Below are 18,890 nucleotides of genomic sequence, written 5' to 3'. Positions count from 1 at the left end.
ACCCCAGCCAAGTAGCAACGGACTACTGGCCTCCTGAACTCAGCCCCCGCTTCGGCGGGGGCTTTGTTGTGTCCACTACCCTGAACCACGATGAACGCCGCCACAACCGAAATCACAAGCGCATACGAGCTGCTGCGGGAACGCGTCGCAGATGACTACCGCCAACGCAGCGAGGATCCAAACGACCCATCGACAGTGCAGGCGATGCAACTCGCCATCAATCTGCCCAAGCAGGATCCGCCCAGCCGCAACGCGGTGCTTGTTTGCGCCGCCCGCGCCGTCGTCGCCGTATGCCTCGACTCTCGTGCGGGCATCGATGGTTTCTGGCGCGACGGGGTAGAGCAGTGGTATTCACACCGCATCCGTAAGGTTGCCCGGAGGGCACGGAACAAGGCTTGGGATGACGTGCAGGCGTTACCTGGGGTGACAGTGGGATCGGTACGCGCGTTTGTTCCGTCTGCTGTAGGGGATGTGCCACATGCGATAGCCAAGTTGCAGATCAAGGGCACAGAACTCGAGGAGGGCGAAGACCTGCCGATCGTCGAGGGTGCTCCGTTGATCGCAGTGGACAGTTCGCTTGCGATGTCCGCGGGCAAGGCGGCCGCACAGGTAGGACACGCCTCAATGTTGCTTGCTGCGGCGCAGGACCTCGAGTGGGTGCTGGACTGGGCCGAGCAGGGGTTCCCGCTAAACGTGCGTGAAGTGTCTGCTGATCAGTTCCGTGAGTACTGCGATCGGCCAGGTGCGGTCGCGGTGCGAGACGCGGGCTACACGGAGGTCGCGCCCGGTTCCACCACCGTGGTGGCTATCCCTTAGCCACCAACCTCTTCAACGCGCCGCGAACGACCTCGGGGTCGGTGGTATCCCAGAAGGCGGGGAGGCTGCGGCGGATAAACGAGCCGTAGCGCTTCGTCACCAAGCGATTGTCCAGCACTGCCACGACCCCGCGGTCATTGACGGAGCGCAGCAAGCGGCCGGCACCTTGCGCCATGAGCAGCGCCGCGTGGGTGGCGGAGACCTCCATGAAGCCCGATCGGCCGGCGGCATCGGCGGCGTTTGCTCGGGCCTGCAACAGGGGATCGTCGGGGCGGGGGAAGGGGATGCGATCGATGATGACCAGCGAGCACGAGCTCCCTGGAACGTCGACGCCCTGCCACAACGTCAGTGTGCCGAACAGACATGAGTTCTCTGACTTGGCAAAACTATCAACCAGTACACCGGTGGAGTCCTCGCCCTGCAACAAGATGTCGAAGGGGAGGCGGGCCCGCATGGCTTCGGCGGCCTGTTCGGCGGCTCGTCGAGAAGAAAACAGTGCCAGGGTGCGGCCACCGGCGGCGGTGATAAGGTCCGCGATCTCATCGAGCGTTTCCTTCGCAAGCCCATCGCGGCCCGGGGTGGGCAGGTGCTTCGCGGTGTAGAGGATGCCCGACTTGGCGGGGTCGAACGGGGTGCCAGCGTCGAGCGAGTCCCAGGTGCCCTTCGGCAAGCCCCAGGCGCTGGCCATGGCGTTGAAGTTGCCGCCGACCGTCAACGTGGCAGAGGTAAGCACCACGGTGCGCTCCCCGAAAAGCCGTTCGTGGAGCAGCCCCGCGACCGACAGGGGCGCGACGGAGACGGAATCGCCGTGGCGGTCGGAGCGGGTGAGCCACACAACGTCGGTGTGCTTGGCCGGATCCGGCTCGTCGAACACACCGAGGATGCGCACGATCGCGTCGTGGAGATCCTCCAAGTGGTTGGTCAGGTTGCCACGCTCCGCAAACTTCTCCGGATCGTTCTGGGCCTCACCCTCGGGCGGTTCGCCGATGGACTGGCGGGTCTTCCACAACGCGTCGCGCAGAGCGACAAAACCACCACGTGCCGGGTCGGAAATGGTTTCCCACCGGCCGGGGGCTTCGAGGTCGATGGCGGCAGTGAAGTCGTCGATAACGTCCTCGAGTGTTTCGCGTTTCGCGCCAAGCTTGTCGGCACGGCGAGCTGCCATGGCGAGTGCGCGTGCGGAAATCTCCGCGGTAGCGACCGAGGTGATGCGTCCGTCGAGTTCGTGGGCCTCGTCGATAATCACAGCATCGTGCTGGGGGAGCACGTCCACATCGGCGAGGGCATCGATAGCCAGTAGTGCGTGGTTGGTGACCACGATGTCCACGTCCTTGGTGCGCTCCCGGGCGATCTCCGCGAAGCAGTCCTGGCCGTGCGGACAACGCGTCGCCCCCAAGCACTCACGGGAGGTCACCGAAACTTGGCGCCACGCCTGATCTGGCACACCAGGAACCAGATCGTCGCGGTCACCGGTCGGGGTGTCCTGTGCCCACTCGGCGACGCGCTTGACGTGTTTGCCCAGCCAGGTCAGATCCTCTTCCTCGATGAGGGTGTCGCTGGGGTCCTCCGCAAGCACCTTGTGCAAACAGACGTAGTTGTTACGGCCCTTTTGGATGGCAAAGGTTGGTCGCTGGGGCAGGAGAGGCTCAAGCGCGTCGGCAAGGCGCGGCAGGTCACGGTCGACCAGTTGGCGCTGCAGCGCGATCGTCGCAGTGGAGACCACAACGGTTGTGTCGTGCATCTGTGCATAACGGAGCGCAGGAACCAGGTACGCCAGGGACTTACCCGTACCAGTGCCTGCCTGAACGGCAAGGTGACGTTCGGAATCCAACGCACGAGTGACCGCGTCGGCCATCTTGACCTGGCCAGGCCGGCGCGAGCCGCCGAGCGACTCGACGGCAGCCGAAAGCAACTCACCTGTGCTGTGCGAAAGCGGTTCGTCTGCCACGGCCTACTCGGTGGGCTCCGGAAACCCGATAAAACGGGTCGGGATGGCAACCTCGCCGCGCGACAGAGCGAGGCCCTCCCAGGGCAGGGTGGTGCGTGCTTCGGCGTGCAGCTTTCGGCTGTCCTCGATGCTTGGCTGGTTGTCCAGGACCTCACCGTCGCGGATCATCGGCACGGTCAGCTCGCGGTAGTCCAGGTTCGGCTTGCGGGGGATTTCGGCGCCCATCGGGTGGATAATCTCGCCCACCGCAACGCCGGAGGAGCGGTACGCGCGAAGCGCAGACTTGCCGCCGCCGTAGGTGACCTTGCCGGAAGAACGCTTGGCCACGGGGTGGCCTTCGACCTCGACGAGCTTGTAGACCAGGCCAGCCGTAGGCGCGCCGGAGCCTGTCACCACAGAGGTGCCGACGCCGAAGCCATCGACTGGGTCGCCGCGCAGACCTGCGATGGCGAACTCATCCAAGTCGGAGGAGACGATGATCTTGGTGTTGAACGCACCTGCCTCGTCGAGTTGCTTGCGCACGCGGCGTGAGACGATGCCGAGATCACCAGAATCGATACGCACCGCGCCGAGTTCGGTGCCAGCAACCTCGAGCGCGTTGTCCACGCCCTTGGTGATGTCAAAGGTATCCACCAGCAGCGTGGTGTCCTTACCTAGGGACTTAATCTGGCCGGCAAAGGCGGCCTTTTCATCGGGCTGGCCGTTCTCGTCGACATGCAGCAGCGTCCACGAGTGGGCGGCAGTACCGGACGCCGGGATGCCGTGGCGTAGCGACGCCTCCATGTTGGAAGTTGCGTCAAAACCCGCGATGTAGGTCGCACGTGCAGCCGAAACGGCAGCCTCTTCGTGGGTACGGCGCGAACCCATCTCGATAATCGGCCGGCCGTCTGCCGCGGAGACCATACGCGACGCGGCGGAGGCAATCGCGGAGTCGGCATTCAGGATGGACAGGATGACAGTTTCCAAGATGACGCACTCGGCGAACGTGCCGCGCACCGTCATGATTGGGGAGTACGGGAAGTACAGATCGCCCTCCCGGTAGCCGTCCACCTGGCCGGAGAAGCGGAAGTTGCGGAGATATTCGCGTGCTGCATCGGAAAGGAAATCGGCGGTTGCGATCTGCTCTTCGGTGAAGCGGAAGCGGGTAATTGCGTCGAGGGCACGCGCGGTACCTGCGACGACGCCGTAGCGGCGCTCGTTGGGCATGCGGCGGCCAAAGACTTCGAAAACACACTCGCGTTCGGCTGTGCCATCTTGGATGGCGGCGTCGAGCATGGTGAGCTCGTACATGTCGGTTAAAAACGCGGTAGAGGGCAGCGGTTGGTTCATGGTGTGCAAGCGTACCCTCCCGTCCCCTCCCGTCCGACGGGGTAAGGTGGTTCACATGTTTGCTTCAGCTCGCAACGCTGCCGAACCGGCGCATATGAGTTCGCCGATGGCGACCCCGGAGCTCGACGAGGCCGTCGATGTCGAGGTGGCCACGAGCGAGAACCTGCCATGGTTGTGCATTGTGTGGGACGACCCGGTGAACCTGATGAGTTATGTCACCTATGTGTTCCAGACGGTGCTGGGCTACGACCGCAAGCGCGCCCAGGAGCTGATGATGCAGGTCCACACTGAGGGCAAGGCTGTGGTCTCTTCTGGCGAGAAGGACAAGGTAGAAACCGACGTGAAGAAACTGCATACCGCCGGTCTGTGGGCGACGATGCAGCAGGCAGGGTAGGGGAGACGAATGCAGCCTTGGCGTAAGAAGAAGGGGTTGATGCGTTCAACCCCGAAGTACACGACCACGTTTGATCCGATGGAGCGTGAGGTCATTGGGGATCTCACGGCGACGGTGTCGGAGGCGTTGATTGCACGTGCGCAGTCGGCTCCGAAGGATGAGTTCGCGGAGATGATGGGGGTTTCCACCGGGCACACGGAGGCGCCACAGGATCCGAAGTTGGCTCGTTTGTTGCCCGACTTTGAGCGTGAGGGCGACGAGGAGTTCGAGGGCGACAACGGTTTGTTGCGCAGCTTGCATGAAAACGACATCATTCGTGCGAAGTTGATCAATCTGCAGGTGGTCAACGAGGCGCTCGGCCCCACTGGTGGCGTTGAGGTCACCATCGAGGAAGAAGACGCGCACAAGTTCATCGCTGCGGTCAACGACATGCGCCTCTACATTGCCGCTGACACTTCGGGTGGCGAGGGCGCTCAGCAGGAGCGCGCGATGCTCGTGGAGTGGCTCGCGTACTGTCAGGATTCTTTGCTCGACGCATTGATGGGCTAGCTCGAGCGCATGCGTATCGACGACCCCTTGGCCCGCATCGGCCACATCTCACTCGCGGACACTGGCGTGACCGCGATCCTTGCACCGCACGAGGCAGGCATGGTCGCGGCAGTGGATGTGCGTGGCGGTGGCCCCGGTACACGTGAGACTGACCTGCTCGAACCCCACAACACCGTTGAGCGGGTCCACGCGATCATGCTCTGTGGCGGCTCCGCGTTTGGACTTGCGGCCGCCGATGGAGCGATGGCCGAGCTGGAACGCCGCGGTTGGGGCTTTCCGGTGTTCGGCGAAGACATGCCGGGCCCCCGGGTGCCGATCGTGCCTGCGGCGGTGATCTTCGACCTTGTCGTCGGCGACCCGGCACACCGCCCCACTGCGGCCGATGGTGCAGCCGCGATCACCGCCGCCTTCGACGGTGGTACAGGAGCGACCGGCAGTGTCGGTGCTGGCTGTGGCGCAACCGCTGGCGTGCTGCGGGGTGGGTTTGGCCAGGCCACGGTGAGCACGATGAGCACGGACGGCTACACGGTTGAGGCGTATGTGGTTGCCAATCCGGTTGGGATGGTCGTCGATAAGCACACCGGGCTCCTCTACGGCGATGGCGCGAAACCCGCGGTGGACCTGGAGCGGTTTAACGCGCTTGAGCGCCCCACACCGAAACTGAACACCACGATCGGTGTGATTGCCACGAATGCGCCGCTCACAAAGCCACAACTCAAGCGCGTGGCAATGACCGGACACGACGGCATCGCGCGAGCCATTCGCCCCGCGCACTCGCCACTCGACGGCGACACGTTGTTCGCAGTGTCCACCGCTCAACCTGGTGCGCAGCCGGTCAGCGATGTCGAAGCTTTCGGGCGCATCGGAGAAGCCGGCGCTCAAGCAGTGCAGGCTGCAATCGTGGACGCTGTAGTAAACGCAACCGGTGACTTTGGTATCACCGCCTGGCGCGACATCGCACGCGCCTAGCGCAGGCAGCTAAGCTGCACCACGATGAACAATAACAACCACCACACCCCTGAAGGCTGGGGCTACGGACGCACCGAACAGCCCGGCTACGGCAAGCCGTTCCAGCGTCCGTTCTCCCACCCAGAGACCCAACCGCCCGCGTTCGGCGGCATGCCTGCGCCGGGTGTGCCACACAACCCCTATGCCAACCAGCGTCAGCCGTACGGCCAGCCGGGCATGGGGTTGCAGGGACAGGGTTACCCGGCGAGCAGGTCGCTCAAACGCAGGCAGCAGCGCAAATCCGGGCTGCGCTTTGCAGGTGGCTTCCTGGCCCTGATTTGGGCTGTGTTTATTCTCCAGCTCTTCTTCCCGTGGCTGCAGGGCTTTGGCATACACCCGCTGGACATCAACGGTCTGCCGATGATTTTCACCTCGCCGCTGCTGCACGCGAATCTGGAACACATCATTTCCAACTCGCTGCCGGGTGCGCTGTTTGCCTACCTCATCGGTTACTCCGGCAAGCGCGTGTTTTGGGAGGTGACAACGTTCGTTCTGCTCATCGGCGGACTCGGCACCTGGGTGTTCGGCGGTATTGGCACGAACCACATTGGCGCGTCCGGCCTGGTGTATGGCTGGTTGGCGTACCTGTTGGTGCGTGGCTTTTTCAACCGCTCGATTGGTCAGATTCTTACCGGCTTAATCCTCGGCTTCTTCTACTCCGGTTTGATTTGGGGTGTGCTGCCGGGCACTGAGGGTGTCAGTTGGCAGGCGCACCTCTTCGGCGCGATCGGTGGCATTGTCGCCGGCATGATCATCACGTCTGACGATCCGCCGGAGCTCGCCGCGAAAAAGCATGCGAAGAAGCAGGCGAAGGCTGCGGAAAAGCAGGCGCGCAGGTGAGTAACCAGGTAAGCAACCAGGTAAGTAACAACGCGCCGATTGGGTTGTTCGACTCCGGTGTCGGCGGGCTGACCGTGGCGCGTGCGGTGATGGATCAGTTGCCGGGCGAATCCTTGATTTATATCGGCGATACCGCCAATAGCCCGTACGGTCCGCAGCCGATCGCGGATGTGCGCGCTCATTCGCAGCGCATTGCTGACGATCTGGTGGAACGTGGCTGCAAGATGCTTGTCATTGCGTGTAACACCGCCACCGCCGCGTTTCTTCATGATGCCCGCGAGCGCTACAGCATCCCTGTCCTCGAAGTGATCCAGCCTGCAGTACGCCGTGCGATGGCGACCACCCGAAACAACAAGATCGGCGTCATTGGCACCGAAGGCACCGTCACCTCTGGTGCGTATCAGGACTTCTTCGCGGTCAACCCGAATGTGGATGTCACCGCTGTTGCCTGCCCTGATTTCGTCCCCCTCGTGGAGCAGGGCGTGACCTCCGGCAAGCATGTGCTCGAGGTCGCCCGCGGCTATGTGGAGCCGCTGCGCGAAGCAGGCGTGGACACGCTTGTGCTCGGCTGTACGCACTATCCGCTGCTTTCCGGCGTGATCCAGCTGGCCGTGGGCGATGATGTCACGCTCGTGTCCTCTGCGGAGGAAACCTCGAAGGATGTGTTGCGCGTGCTCACGGAGAGCGATTTGCTTAGCGACGACACCACCGCTCCAATCCGCATCTTCGAATCCACCGGAGATCCTGGCACATTCGATGAGCTCGCCCGCCGATTCCTCGGCCCTCAGGTGCATGCGGTGGGCAACAGACTGTAAAACTCGCCGTGCGCTTCGGCGATCCAGTGTGAAATTAGGGCGCATTCATGGCACAGTGTTTCCATGAAGTTGACCATCCTTGGGTGCTCCGGAAGCCTTGCCGCGCCGGGGAACCCCGCCTCCTCCTACGTCATTTCGGTGCCGGGTGAAACCGATGTGGTGATGGACTTTGGTCCGGGGGCGCTCGCCGCGATGCAGGAACGGTTCGATCCTGCTGCGGCCCACGTGATCTTCAGCCACCTGCACGCTGATCATTGCTCGGATTTCCCGTCGCTGTTGGTGTGGCGCCGATACCATCCGGAGGCACCTGCGCAGCAGCGACACCGCCTCATCGGGCCTTCGTATGCGGTTGAGCACTTTGGCCGCATGAGCGCCGATGGTCCGGATGATGTCGACGATTGCACCGACACATTCGAGTTCACCACCTGGCGTACCCGCGAGCCGGAGACGTTGAGCGGTCTGACGGTCACGCCGTTTGAAGTGGTCCACCCGGCCCAGGAGTCGCATGCGCTGCGCGTGGAGGACGCGCACGGCAAGGTGCTGACGTTCTCGGGCGACTCGAGCTACACGCCGTCGCTTATCGACGCCGCCCGCGGCGCCGACCTGTTCCTCTGCGAAGCAGCCTGGGGTGCGTCGTCGGAAGGCAAAGCCGAAGGCATGCACATGTCTGGCAAGGAGGCGGGACGCCTCGCCCGCGAAGCCGGGGTGAAGACGCTGGTGCTCGTGCACATTCAACCGTGGACTGACCCGTACAGTGTGCTTGAGGCAGCCCGTACTGAGTTTGATGGCGAGATTCTGCTGGGGCAGGCCGGCGCCGTCTACGAGGTGTAAGGGGCGGGCCTTACTGCGTTACCCCTTTTAAGGGGTGGAAGGTGACCTAGGGGGTCGGGTGCGCTAAATTAGCCACCACAACGACCGGTTCCGCTAGGCTACATCTTGAGTAGTCAGTCCAGGGCCGGTTTTCAAAATCTTGGGGGTAGGGGATCGTGGTATCCACGAAACCGTTTCAGAACTATGAAGACTTGCTCACGCTATTGGGCGAACGGGGGATGCGAATTGCAGATCTTGCGTCTGCGGAAGAGTCGCTGCGAAACATCGGATATTACCGTTTGAGCGGATACTGGTACCCGTTTAGAGAGCCATTCCCGAATCAACAAAAACTTCACGGATACGAACTCACACGCAAGAAAGAATTCCGTGAGGGAACGAATTTCGACGACATCATTCGACTCATGAGGTTCGATACCCGATTGCGTAAGGCAGCCTTGAGTGCGTTGGAGCCCGTGGAGATTTGGCTCCGTAACGCCATTGCACACGCGATTGGTAGCGTGCACCCGCTGCTTCATCTTCATCTTGACGACCCGTCAATGCTTGACCTGCAGATGCAGCCTCCCATTAAGGAACCGAACCAGGTAGAGCGGTATGCAAAGTGGTTGGACCGCTTTGACGCATCTATTGGTTACTCCAAAGAGGATTTCGTACACCACTACCGGGATCGCAACGAAGATCTTCCAATTTGGGCTGCAGTGCAGACCTTCGAATGGGGAACGCTGCACAATCTGTACGATCTGCTTCCAAAGTGGATGCGCGAGCAGATCGCTGCTGATACCGGGCTCACGTTCAAGGAGCTCGGGTCATGGCAGCGATCGCTGGCTTATTTGCGAAATACGTGTGCACATTACGCGAGACTGTATAACCGTGTAGACGATGCACCGCTTGTGCCAAGAAAACCAAGTTCCACACTCAGCTGGATTCGGGCGTATCCGGAATCGTTGCGAGACCGGACATTCTTCAAATTGTCCATGTTGCAGTACCTGCACGGTGTGATCGAAGGAGAGCCACATTTCGGGCTCACCAAAGTTGCTCACGAATTCCTGATGGCCAATTTCTCGGGACACGATCTTTCGACGCACTCACACTCGTTGCCCATCCTCACCGCAATGGGGTGCCCTCCGAACGTGATTAATAAATCGCCTTGGGTCTAGTTGGCTTGCAGGGACGCGACGCCCGCCTGCGTTACGCTTGGGGCTATGACTGATTTTTCGCGTTTTGACGGTCGCGCCGTCGACGAGCTTCGCCCTGTCCGTATCACCCGCGGTTTTACTTCGAACCCTGCTGGCAGCGTGCTGGTGGAGTTCGGTAACACCCGCGTGATGTGCACCGCTTCGGTGGAGGAGGGCGTTCCCCGTTTTAAGAAGGATTCCGGCGAAGGCTGGCTGACCGCCGAGTACTCCATGCTTCCTTCCGCGACGCACGAGCGTATGCCGCGTGAATCGATGCGTGGCAAGGTAAAGGGCCGCACGCACGAGATTTCGCGCCTGGTGGGTCGTTCCCTGCGCGCTGCGGTGGATCTTTCTGAACTCGGTGAGAACACCATCCAGCTCGACTGCGACGTGCTCCAGGCCGACGGTGGTACCCGTACCGCGTCGATCACAGGCGCGTACGTCGCACTTGCGGACGCGATCGCTGTGCTCAAGGAGCGCGGCGTGGTGCCGGGTGAGCCGCTGCTGAAGCCGGTAGCGGCGATCTCTGCCGGCATCATCGACGGCCACGTCTGCCTCGACCTGCCGTACGAGGAAGACTCCCGAGCGGAGGTGGACCTCAACGTGGTGATGCAGGAGGGCGGCAACTTTGTCGAGATCCAGGGCACCGGCGAGCACGGCCTGTTCGGCCGCGAGCAGCTCGGCGAGATGCTCGACGTGGCAGCCAAGGGCTGCGAGGAGCTTTTCGCAGCCCAGAAGGCGGCGTTGGGATGGTAAAAGTCCTCGTCGCGTCCCGTAACCCGGGCAAGGTCCGCGAACTCGACCAGGTGCTGCGCGAGCTGGCCATCGAGGGAGTGGAGCTAGTGTCGCTTGATCAGGCCCCCGCGTACCCCGACCCCGTCGAGGACGGCCTGTCCTTTGAGGAAAACGCCGTACTGAAGGCCCGGGTAGGTGCTGCCGCGACTGGTCTTCCGTGCGTCGCTGACGACTCCGGCCTAAGCGTCGAAGCCCTCAACGGCATGCCGGGCATCCTGTCCGCTCGCTGGTCCGGTAACCACGGCGACGACGCTGGCAACAACGCCCTGCTGCTCAAGCAGATGGAAGACATCAACCAGCGTCGAGCCGCTTTCGTGTCCTGCTGCGCGCTTGCCACCCCAGAAGGCGATGTACACGTCGCAGAAGGGCGTTGGGAAGGCGAACTGCTTCGCGAGCCCCGCGGCGACAACGGTTTCGGCTACGACCCGCTCTTCGCACCCGATGACGCGCCGGGACGTTCCTCGGCGGAACTGACCTCGGAGGAGAAGAACGCACGGTCCCACAGGGGCAAGGCGTTGCGGGAGTTGGCAAAGCACATCGCGGCGCTGAAGTGACGAATTTCGTTACAGTGGCTGCATGAAGAAAACAATCGCATTCGCAGCAACTGTTCTCGCCTCCAGCGCTCTTTTGACCGCTTGTGGGCAGGACGGTGACTTCGACGGCACCTGGTCGGGCGACGTCACCGCAACCCAGGAGGGGACCGGCGGTGGTCAGGCCACTGTGACCATTGACGGTAAGGATTGCTCCTGGGAGCTGACCGAAACCGACGGTGAGACTAACGAAGCGAACTGCCTGCGCGACGATAAAGAGTTCAAGCTGGAAGATCCGCTGACGCACCAGGATCTGGAGTACGACGCTGAGCGTGCAGGCGACACGTTGACACTGTCGCCACAAAACGATCAGGCAGAAAAGGTCGGCGTCATGGTGCTAACAAAAACCGACGACGAATAAGTTTCGCCGCCGGTTTCATCCCCCGAAGTTCCAGTTCGCCGGCGTTAGGCGAGCTGGAACTTTTCTTTAACTTCCTTGCGGCGCTTCTCTTCCACAAAGAAGGACATAAACGGCACAACGCCGGAGATAGCGGTTGCCACCCAGGTGCCGCCGGACCAGCGGGCCTTGGAGCCGAGATTCAGCGACGTCATCAAAAACGCGACAAACGCAAAGCCGTGCACGCGCGCAACCCAGGACAGGTAGTCGACGTTCATGTCGAAGCCGTACTGCATGATCATGCGGGCAATCAGCAGAAGCAGCAGGACGCCGGTGATCCACGCCGCGATGGAGAACCACAGCAATGCCTGCTTGACGCGGCGCTGGCGCTCCGGGTGGATGCGCTCTGGCTGTGCTGCTGGCTGAGTTTGCTCGGTCATGCGTGTTCACCTTTACCTTCCGGGTGGGTTTCGCGGCGCGGTGCCACAAGTTTGTTGTATTCGTCGACGTCGATCTCCGGACGTGCGGGCAGGAAGTCCTCGTCGATTTCCGTGACGGGCTTGTGCTTGCCGTAGCGGGCGAGATCGGCCTCGTACAGGTCATCCATGGTCAGTCCTGCGTTCTCGGCGTCAATCTTGTCGTTTTCCATGCGCATACCTACGCGGTAGGCGTAGATGAAGAACAGTGCGAAGCATGGCCACTGCAGGGCGTAGCCCAGGTTCTGGAGAGTGCCGGTGCCGGATTGGTAGCGTTCCCACTGCCACCGGGCGAGCAGCAGGCACGTCACTGCGGCTGCGATGAGGAGCAGGATGTGCCACCATCGCACGCGGAGACGCTCACGCTGCGGAATCGGGGTGGTCCCGTCCGCGTCCGTGTGTTCCAACTTTTCGCTCACGAGTGGTGATCTTACCCGGTAAAACCATGGTGCCAAACTAAAGTTTGATACCGCGGTTTCTGTGGATGGGGGCGCGGCGTGTAATATCCGTTCTCGACGCGCCCGTGGCGGAATTGGCAGACGCGCTGGATTTAGGTTCCAGTGCCTTATGGCGTGAGAGTTCAAGTCTCTCCGGGCGCACCAATTCTTTATGGGGGAGTGGGGACTTACAGGTTCCAGTCGCGCAGGATGCGGCCAACGTGGCCAGTTGCCCTGACGTTGTACTGGGCTTGCTCCACGGTGCCCTTACCGTCAGCGTCGACGGAGACAAGGAACGTTGAGCGGATAACGCCTTGGACGATCTTGCCGTAGTTCTTCTTTTCCCCGAAGGCACCGTATGCCTCGAGGGTTTCCTTGGATTCGTCGGAAAGCAGCTGCACGGTCAGGTTGTGGTCGTCGCGGAACTTTGCCAACTTCTCTACCGGGTCGGGGCTAATGCCGAGTACGGCGACGGAGGCCTCCTTGAACTGGTCCATATTGTCGCTAAAGTCGCAGGCTTCGGTGGTGCAGCCGGGTGTGTTGGCCTTCGGGTAGAAGTACACGATGACTCGCTGGCCAGCGAAATCGGCAAGCGAAACGGTTTCGCCCTTGTCGTTTTTCAGGGTGAATGCGGGGGCAACGTCCCCTTCTTGCAGTCTGATGGGTTCAGTCATGCCTCCCCGTTTTACACTACTGTTGGTACGAAAAGACGTGAGTCTAGAAAAGTCCCAAGTAAACGTAGGAGTTTGAAACCGTGGCACGAGATATTCACGACATTGAGCGTGACCTTGCACGCACCCGCAGCCAGCTGGCCAGCACGCTTGATGAGCTTGCAGACCGCACGAACCCGTCCACCTTGGCCGATACGGCTAGGGATCAGGCAAAGACCTGGCTCGAGGACGAGACGGTGCAGAAGGTCATCGGCGGTGTCGTCGTCGGTATCGCAGCGCTGATCGGCATCAAGGTCTACAACGGCCGTAAGCGCAAGAGCGAGCTCAAGGAGCTGCAGAAGCTGCTGTCGCGTAACTAAGCGCGAGCGTCTGTACGCCGGTACCTGCAATGTTGTAGGTGCCGGCGTTTTGTCGTCGATACGCTCGTGTCCTTGTTGAATTCAAGGTAATCTCTCTTTACGACCGAAAGGGAGCATCAATGGTTAATGATCAGGCCGACCACGAACTCGAGCGGATGCGGGGCAGCAAAAAGCCGCTGTTGATCGCACTAGCGGTCATTGCGGTGATTGTGCTTGTGCTCACTGTCGCGGGGCCGTCGATACGCGCAGCGTTCACCCCGGATGAAGAGACCGCCGCAACGTCGACGGACACCGACGCCGAGTACAACGGCACTGACGTCCACTTCCTGGGCATGATGGTGCCGCACCACCAGCAGGCGATCGACATGTCGGATGTGCTGCTGGACTCCGACGTCGACGATGCGCAGGTGCGTGATCTCGCCCAGCGCATCAAGGACGGTCAGGAGCGCGAAAACGAGCAGATGAACGCCTGGGCCGACGAGTGGGGCATCGATCAGGACATGGAGCTCCACTCGAAGCACATCGCCAATGGCATGTTCCCGCCCGAGCAGTTGGACGAGTTCGCGCAGTTGCGTGGCGACGACCTGCGCACCGCTTTCCTCGAAATGATGCACTTCCACCACGCCCACGTGATCAAGATGACGCAGGACGAGGTGGACGGCGGCGCCTACGAGCCGCTTCGCGAGTTGGCCCAAGACATGATTGAGGTGCAAACCGCCGAAATGGGCGAGATGGAAGAACTTCTGGGCTACAACCCGACGAAGTAACTAGACAATCTCGGCGCCAGCCTCAAACATTTCCTGAAGCGCTGCGGCACCGCCTTTGTCATCGACAGGGGAGCACATCGCGCGCAGGACGCGCACCTTGAAACCAGCCTTCAGGGCGTCCAGGACGGTGGCTCGCACACAGAAGTCCGTTGCAATGCCACAGACGTCTAGCTGGGAAACCTCGCGCTCGCGCAACCAATCCTCAAGCGATGTGCCAGCCTCAGTTGCGCCCTCGAATCCGGAATAAGCGGCGGTGTACTTGCCCTTGCGGAAAAACTCCTCAATCAGCGAGGTATCCACCGGTCCGCGCATCTGCGCACCATAGGAATCAGCGACGCAGTGCGGCGGCCAGGTGTTGACAAAGTCCGGTGTCTCGCCTTCCTTGGCAAAGTGGTCACCTGGCTCGATGTGCCAATCCTGTGTTGCCACAATGTGGTCGTACTCCAAACACCTGTTATCAGGGGTGGAGATCAACTCCGCGATTTTTGACGCCACCTCATCGCCGCGGGCGGTGGCAAGGCTACCGCCGGGGCAGAAGTCATTTTGCACGTCAACAATTACCAAGGCTGTTTTCATGAAGATCAGCCTAGTCTCAGCTGCGAGAAAAAGTGACGGGTACACAAAAAGCGAGGCTGGCGGGTAAAATACCTGCCAGCCTCGCTGTGCTGTGCGCCATCAGGGAATCGAACCCCGAACCCACTGATTAAGAGTCAGTTGCTCTGCCAATTGAGCTAATGGCGCGTATTTTGTTTTGTTGGTGTTGCTCTCTGCAACGAGATAATACATTAGCAGCGTGTATTGAATGTGTGAAATCGGCAGGTAAGAGCATATTTTTCGGCGATGTTAAACGTTGTATAACGCTTTGTTTGTGGATGGTGGCTTTTTAGCCGTTAACGGTTAAAGTATTGGCGTTTGAGTTTTGGATTTGAGTTGTGAGGGGTCCATTGTGCTCCACCTTCGCGCGGTTCGCCGCTGCACCGCGGTCCTGACGGCGCTGGCTGCAGGAGCGATGATTTCGGCCTGCTCACCGGGGGATGGGTCGAGCCGTCTCGAGCAGGTTGCGGAGACAGACCAGGCTGCAGAGACGACGCCTGCGGCGAAGCCGCCGAAAGTCTCGGTGAGCAATAACGCCACTGACGTCGAGCCTGGCCAGCCGGTGAAGGTGCTTTCGGAGGTCGGATTGGCCTCGGTGAAGATGACCAACGAGGCCGGCAAGGAAGTCGAGGCGGAGTTCAACGACGACAAAACCGAATGGTCTACGGCGGAACCGCTTGGTTACGGACGCGAGTACACCATTGAGGCGCGTGATGTTGAGGGCCAGAAGGTGGTGTCGTCGTTTACTACGGTGTCGCCGGCTGTGACGGTTAATGCGTACGTTGGTCCGCTTGACGGCTCGACGGTTGGTGTCGCCCAGGCGGTAACCATCCGCTTTGATAGCCCGATCCAAGACACCAAGAAGATGGAGAAACTCATCTCGGTGGAAACCTCGAACGACACCGAGGGTGGATTCTTCTGGCTGGATCCTTACGAAGTGCGCTGGCGCCCGAAGGAGTACTGGGAGCCCGGTACTGAGGTCACTGTGAAAGTGGATCTGTATGGGCGCAAACTTGCCGAAGGCGTCTACGGTTCCGACGACACCGAAATCAGCTTCACCATCGGTGACAAGGTGGAGACTGTCGTGGATAACTACGACAAGATGCTGCGCGTCTACGCTAACGACGAGTTGGTGAAGGAGTTCCCGATCTCACTGGGAACCGACGGTAGCTACGACACCCCGAATGGCACCTACGTGGTGGGGGATGAGCACCCCAGCCTTGTCATGGACTCGCGTACCTACGGCTTGGCGTTGGATGCGGGCGGGTACGTCACGCCGGTGGATTACGCCACCCAGCTGTCGTACTCGGGCATCTACGTCCACTCCGCGCCGTGGGCGCTGTGGGCGTTGGGGTCCCAGAACCAGTCGCACGGCTGCATCAACGCTTCCTATGAGAACGCCAAGTGGTTCCAGGAGTACGTCAAACGGGGTGACCCGGTAGTGGTGAAAAACACTGGCGGATCGACCCTGACCCCGTACGACGGCTTGGGCTACTGGAACCTTGATTGGGAGCAGCGCTCCGGCGGCAGCGGCGAGCAGCTCTACTCCTAGTGCCCCTAGGTGCAGTTAGTGCCCCCAGGCGCAGTTAGGCTTTCGCGCGTTCCTCCTCGGCTTCAATCTCGGCGTTGAAATCGCGCTTGGAGGCCTGCCACTGATCCTCTGTCATGCCGATGCGCCAGTATCCAGAGATGGACACGTCTTGCTTGGGGACCTCGGATTCGACGAAGAGGAAGCGCCGCATTTCCTTGATCATCTCGGCAACGCCGTGGATGAACCAGCTGGTGTTCTTTCCGTCCGGCACGCCGGCCTGTCGCACGACGCGGGATAGCTCCGTGCCATGGGTCGCGCCGTTGCGGATCACCCAATGGATGTCCACGCCATCGTGGGCTGGGAGCTCAAACTTGCGGTCTTCGGCTTCGATCTCGATGTACGCGGTCGCAGTTGCGCCCTCGGGGAGGCGCTTTAGGCCCGCGCCGATGGCCGGTGCTGCGGACTCATCGCCGGCGAAGATGAAGTGCTCGTAGTCGACCGAAGGGCCCCACGCGCCACCTGGGCCGAAGAAGCCGATCTTCTCTCCAACCTCGGCTACGCGAGCCCACGGACCGGCCAGGCCTGCATCGCCGTGGGTGACAAAGTCAACATCGAAATCCCCGGTCGATGAGTCGAGGTTGATCAACGTGTAGGTCCGGGTCACCGGTTGCGTGTCGCGCGGCTGTTGTTCACGGACCTGTTCGACGTTAAATGGCCAGGAGTAGTCGGCGCCCTCCGGCACGAACAACAGCTTGAGGTAGTGGTCCGTAAACTCCAGATCTTTACCGACAAAAGCGGGGGCGTTCAGGCTTAAGCGAACCAGATCGGGGGAGAGCTGGCGGCGACCGGTCACGGTTGCCTCATTGGCCTTCCGGGGTTTACGCCTCGCGGCCGCTTTGTTGGCTTGTTCAGTCATCGTTGTCCCTGTCCTTCAACAACTCGTGGCTGCTTCGGGCGGCGGAAGTTCGCACGCCAAATAGTTAGGTAAGGCTAACATATTCAAGGAGGGGGTGGAATAGCAATGTGCCCCGTAACCTGTTGTGGAGATTACGGGGCACGCTTCGGGGTGGCTGACGGGGCTCGAACCCGCGACACCCAGGATCACAACCTGGTGCTCTACCAGCTGAACTACAGCCACCATTGCTGTTTTGCAGCGGATTACACCTTAGCCGTTCATCTGAAGTTTACAAAAACCGCTGGTAGAACTCGGTTGCAGCGGCAGAAGCCTTCGTTGCGGTGTCGGTGTCCGGGCCGGGGGAGTCCACAAATACGGCGCGACGGTAGTAGTCCAGTTCGCGGATGGATTCCACGATGTCCGCCAAGGCGCGGTGAGCCATGCCCTTTTCGGGCTGGTTGTAGTACGCCTTAGGGAACCAGCGGCGCGACAGTTCCTTCACGGTGGAGACGTCGATCATGCGGTAGTGCAGGGCGTCGTCGAGACGCGGCATCTGCGCACGGATAAACGCACGGTCGGTAGCAATCGAATTGCCCGCAAGCGGGGCAGGATGTGCAGGATCGCAATGCTTTGCGACGAGCTCCAGCACCGCATCCTCAGCCTCCTCGATGCTGACCGTGGAGGCCTTAATGTCATCGAGCAGCCCGTTAGAGGAGTGCATCTCGGTGACAAAGTCATCCATCTCCGCCAGTTCGGCGTCGGTGGCGTGGACGACGAGGTCGACGCCGTCGTCGATAATGTTGAGCTCCGCATCCGTGACAAGCGCCGCAACCTCCACGATGACGTGGCGTGACGGGTCAAGACCGGTCATCTCCAGGTCGACCCACACGATGCGATTGTCCTTGTCTGCGATCTCCATTTATTCCTCTCCCATCTTGGCGTAAAACTTGCCCATAATCGGCGGCAGAATCCCGCGCGGGGCGTAGGTAGACACGACATCCATCGCCTTCGATAGCGGCCCCGGAACGACGCGTCGGCGGTTGCGGCGCATCGCCTTCAGGGTGTCGGCAGAACAAGACTCGTAGGTCGTCCACAGGAAATCGGGCACGACCTTATCCACGATCGACTGCTCCTCCTCCGGAATGTGCGCCTCACGCACCGGGCCGGGGGCGAGCAGGGTGACGTGCACGCCGGAATCCTTCAGCTCGTAGTGCAGTGCCTCGGTGAACATGTTGACGCCCGCCTTGGTGAACACGTAGGTGGCGTTGTTCGGGATCGGCAGGTTGCCCGCGGCGGAGCCGACGTTGCACAGCGCGCCCTCGCCGCGTGGCACCATCTGATCCAGCACCGCCTTGGTGATGCGGAACACTGCCGTCGCGTTCAGGTTGAACTGGTTCGTCTCGTACTCCCAGTCCTGCTTCATAAACGGGCCGAACGACGCGATGCCGGCAGAATTGACGCAAATGTGAATCTTGCGGTTCGCAATGTGGTTAAGCAGTGCGGTGACGTCGCGTTCCTTAGACAGATCCGCGGCGAAGACTTCGACGGTGACGCCGTGAGCGGCCGCGAGTTCGTCGCCAAGCTTCTGCAATACCTCCTCGCGCCGGGCAACAAGGATGAGGTTGTGGCCACCTTTGGCCAGGTCGCGCGCGATCGCCTCGCCGATGCCTTGGCTCGCGCCAGTAATCAACGCGAACGAGTTGATGGATGGTCCTGGAAAACTCATGCGTCCGAAT

23 protein-coding genes and 3 tRNA genes are annotated in these 18,890 nt (G+C 61.1%); 15 read left to right on the top strand and 11 right to left on the bottom strand.

Features of this window, described 5'->3' with window-relative positions; genetic code table 11:
* Positions 1 to 90 precede the first annotated feature (90 nt).
* The gene (locus HMPREF2690_RS03815) at positions 91 to 816 is read left to right on the top strand and encodes a peptidyl-tRNA hydrolase (RefSeq protein WP_070820224.1); all 726 of its coding nucleotides are present in this window, start codon (positions 91 to 93) and stop codon (positions 814 to 816) included.
* On the opposite strand, the gene HMPREF2690_RS03810 is transcribed toward HMPREF2690_RS03815, so the two are convergent.
* A complete protein-coding gene (locus tag HMPREF2690_RS03810) occupies positions 806 to 2,764 on the bottom strand; it encodes an ATP-dependent DNA helicase (protein WP_070483525.1) in 1,959 nt (652 codons plus the stop codon). The two genes, HMPREF2690_RS03815 and HMPREF2690_RS03810, sit on opposite strands and share 11 nt — an antisense overlap.
* 3 nt (positions 2,765 to 2,767) lie before the next feature.
* Complete coding sequence (locus HMPREF2690_RS03805) at positions 2,768 to 4,093, bottom strand: nicotinate phosphoribosyltransferase (RefSeq protein ID WP_070422592.1); 1,326 nt, start codon at positions 4,091 to 4,093, stop codon at positions 2,768 to 2,770.
* Between the two features lie 94 nt (positions 4,094 to 4,187).
* Here HMPREF2690_RS03805 and clpS point away from each other — a divergent pair, with 94 nt between their 5' ends.
* From clpS to HMPREF2690_RS03755, 10 genes are all read left to right on the top strand, one after another.
* A complete protein-coding gene (gene clpS, locus HMPREF2690_RS03800; protein WP_070422616.1) occupies positions 4,188 to 4,487 on the top strand; it encodes an ATP-dependent Clp protease adapter ClpS in 300 nt (99 codons plus the stop codon).
* Positions 4,488 to 4,496: 9 nt separating this feature from the next.
* Positions 4,497 to 5,036: a DUF2017 domain-containing protein gene (locus HMPREF2690_RS03795; protein ID WP_070816483.1), complete on the top strand. Its 540-nt coding sequence runs from the start codon at positions 4,497 to 4,499 to the stop codon at positions 5,034 to 5,036.
* A 9-nt stretch (positions 5,037 to 5,045) separates the two neighbouring features.
* A complete protein-coding gene (locus HMPREF2690_RS03790; RefSeq protein WP_070483527.1) occupies positions 5,046 to 6,005 on the top strand; it encodes a P1 family peptidase in 960 nt (319 codons plus the stop codon).
* Between the two features lie 216 nt (positions 6,006 to 6,221).
* Positions 6,222 to 6,884 (top strand): rhomboid family intramembrane serine protease, encoded by a 663-nt coding sequence (locus tag HMPREF2690_RS03785; protein ID WP_070451271.1) that lies wholly within the window; start codon positions 6,222 to 6,224, stop codon positions 6,882 to 6,884.
* Positions 6,881 to 7,699 carry a glutamate racemase gene (murI, locus tag HMPREF2690_RS03780; RefSeq protein ID WP_070422589.1) on the top strand — a complete coding sequence of 273 codons (819 nt, stop codon included), beginning with the start codon at positions 6,881 to 6,883 and terminating at the stop codon, positions 7,697 to 7,699. The genes HMPREF2690_RS03785 and murI overlap by 4 nt, the downstream gene beginning before the upstream one ends.
* Positions 7,700 to 7,762: 63 nt before the next feature.
* A complete protein-coding gene (locus tag HMPREF2690_RS03775; RefSeq protein WP_070820223.1) occupies positions 7,763 to 8,530 on the top strand; it encodes an MBL fold metallo-hydrolase in 768 nt (255 codons plus the stop codon).
* Between the two features lie 155 nt (positions 8,531 to 8,685).
* Positions 8,686 to 9,684 carry an Abi family protein gene (locus tag HMPREF2690_RS03770; protein WP_070820222.1) on the top strand — a complete coding sequence of 333 codons (999 nt, stop codon included), beginning with the start codon at positions 8,686 to 8,688 and terminating at the stop codon, positions 9,682 to 9,684.
* Between the two features lie 45 nt (positions 9,685 to 9,729).
* Positions 9,730 to 10,458, top strand: coding sequence for a ribonuclease PH (gene rph / locus HMPREF2690_RS03765; RefSeq protein ID WP_070422586.1), 729 nt, complete (start codon positions 9,730 to 9,732; stop codon positions 10,456 to 10,458).
* On the top strand, positions 10,452 to 11,051 hold the full coding sequence (gene rdgB / locus HMPREF2690_RS03760) for an RdgB/HAM1 family non-canonical purine NTP pyrophosphatase (protein ID WP_070820221.1): 600 nt from the start codon (positions 10,452 to 10,454) through the stop codon (positions 11,049 to 11,051). The genes rph and rdgB overlap by 7 nt, the downstream gene beginning before the upstream one ends.
* 22 nt (positions 11,052 to 11,073) lie before the next feature.
* Positions 11,074 to 11,448, top strand: a complete 375-nt coding sequence (locus HMPREF2690_RS03755; protein ID WP_070772002.1) for a hypothetical protein — start codon at positions 11,074 to 11,076, stop codon at positions 11,446 to 11,448.
* 44 nt (positions 11,449 to 11,492) lie between these two features.
* On the opposite strand, the gene HMPREF2690_RS03750 is transcribed toward HMPREF2690_RS03755, so the two are convergent.
* Both HMPREF2690_RS03750 and HMPREF2690_RS03745 read right to left on the bottom strand, forming a co-directional pair.
* Complete coding sequence (locus HMPREF2690_RS03750) at positions 11,493 to 11,864, bottom strand: DUF3817 domain-containing protein (RefSeq protein WP_070422583.1); 372 nt, start codon at positions 11,862 to 11,864, stop codon at positions 11,493 to 11,495.
* On the bottom strand, positions 11,861 to 12,319 hold the full coding sequence (locus HMPREF2690_RS03745; RefSeq protein WP_224213568.1) for a hypothetical protein: 459 nt from the start codon (positions 12,317 to 12,319) through the stop codon (positions 11,861 to 11,863). The genes HMPREF2690_RS03750 and HMPREF2690_RS03745 overlap by 4 nt, the downstream gene beginning before the upstream one ends.
* A gap of 98 nt (positions 12,320 to 12,417) precedes the next feature.
* Between HMPREF2690_RS03745 and HMPREF2690_RS03740 the strand changes: the two genes are divergently transcribed.
* Positions 12,418 to 12,502 (top strand) — tRNA-Leu (locus HMPREF2690_RS03740).
* A 23-nt stretch (positions 12,503 to 12,525) separates the two neighbouring features.
* Here HMPREF2690_RS03740 and bcp read toward each other — a convergent pair.
* Positions 12,526 to 13,011, bottom strand: a complete 486-nt coding sequence (bcp, locus tag HMPREF2690_RS03735; RefSeq protein ID WP_070569037.1) for a thioredoxin-dependent thiol peroxidase — start codon at positions 13,009 to 13,011, stop codon at positions 12,526 to 12,528.
* 80 nt (positions 13,012 to 13,091) lie between these two features.
* On the opposite strand from bcp, the gene HMPREF2690_RS03730 reads away from it, so the two are divergent.
* Both HMPREF2690_RS03730 and HMPREF2690_RS03725 read left to right on the top strand, forming a co-directional pair.
* Positions 13,092 to 13,367: a DUF3618 domain-containing protein gene (locus HMPREF2690_RS03730; protein WP_070820220.1), complete on the top strand. Its 276-nt coding sequence runs from the start codon at positions 13,092 to 13,094 to the stop codon at positions 13,365 to 13,367.
* Positions 13,368 to 13,486: 119 nt separating this feature from the next.
* On the top strand, positions 13,487 to 14,134 hold the full coding sequence (locus HMPREF2690_RS03725) for a DUF305 domain-containing protein (RefSeq protein ID WP_224213570.1): 648 nt from the start codon (positions 13,487 to 13,489) through the stop codon (positions 14,132 to 14,134).
* On the opposite strand, the gene HMPREF2690_RS03720 is transcribed toward HMPREF2690_RS03725, so the two are convergent.
* Together HMPREF2690_RS03720 and HMPREF2690_RS03715 are read right to left on the bottom strand one after the other, a co-directional pair.
* The gene (locus HMPREF2690_RS03720; RefSeq protein ID WP_070422580.1) at positions 14,135 to 14,710 is read right to left on the bottom strand and encodes a nicotinamidase; all 576 of its coding nucleotides are present in this window, start codon (positions 14,708 to 14,710) and stop codon (positions 14,135 to 14,137) included.
* Positions 14,711 to 14,802: 92 nt separating this feature from the next.
* Positions 14,803 to 14,875, bottom strand: a tRNA-Lys gene (locus tag HMPREF2690_RS03715).
* A gap of 205 nt (positions 14,876 to 15,080) precedes the next feature.
* Between HMPREF2690_RS03715 and HMPREF2690_RS03710 the strand changes: the two genes are divergently transcribed.
* Positions 15,081 to 16,280, top strand: a complete 1,200-nt coding sequence (locus HMPREF2690_RS03710) for a L,D-transpeptidase (RefSeq protein WP_070422579.1) — start codon at positions 15,081 to 15,083, stop codon at positions 16,278 to 16,280.
* A 34-nt stretch (positions 16,281 to 16,314) separates the two neighbouring features.
* On the opposite strand, the gene HMPREF2690_RS03705 is transcribed toward HMPREF2690_RS03710, so the two are convergent.
* The 4 genes from HMPREF2690_RS03705 to cmrA all read right to left on the bottom strand — a co-directional run bounded on the left by HMPREF2690_RS03705 (position 16,315) and on the right by cmrA (position 18,880).
* Complete coding sequence (locus tag HMPREF2690_RS03705; RefSeq protein WP_070820219.1) at positions 16,315 to 17,175, bottom strand: siderophore-interacting protein; 861 nt, start codon at positions 17,173 to 17,175, stop codon at positions 16,315 to 16,317.
* A 149-nt stretch (positions 17,176 to 17,324) separates the two neighbouring features.
* Positions 17,325 to 17,397 (bottom strand) — tRNA-His (locus tag HMPREF2690_RS03700).
* Between the two features lie 46 nt (positions 17,398 to 17,443).
* Entirely contained in the window at positions 17,444 to 18,073 is a 630-nt protein-coding gene (gene orn / locus HMPREF2690_RS03695) for an oligoribonuclease (protein WP_070614491.1), read from the bottom strand.
* Positions 18,074 to 18,880: a mycolate reductase gene (cmrA, locus tag HMPREF2690_RS03690; RefSeq protein ID WP_070422576.1), complete on the bottom strand. Its 807-nt coding sequence runs from the start codon at positions 18,878 to 18,880 to the stop codon at positions 18,074 to 18,076. It lies immediately after the preceding gene.
* Between the last annotated feature and the right edge of the window lie 10 nt (positions 18,881 to 18,890).

Origin of the sequence: Corynebacterium sp. HMSC034E11 (assembly GCF_001835905.1) — a bacterium.
GTDB classification, from domain to species: domain Bacteria; phylum Actinomycetota; class Actinomycetes; order Mycobacteriales; family Mycobacteriaceae; genus Corynebacterium; species Corynebacterium coyleae.
The sequence above is the reverse complement of the archived record's forward strand: the minus strand, read 5'-3'. Positions and strand labels throughout refer to the sequence as shown.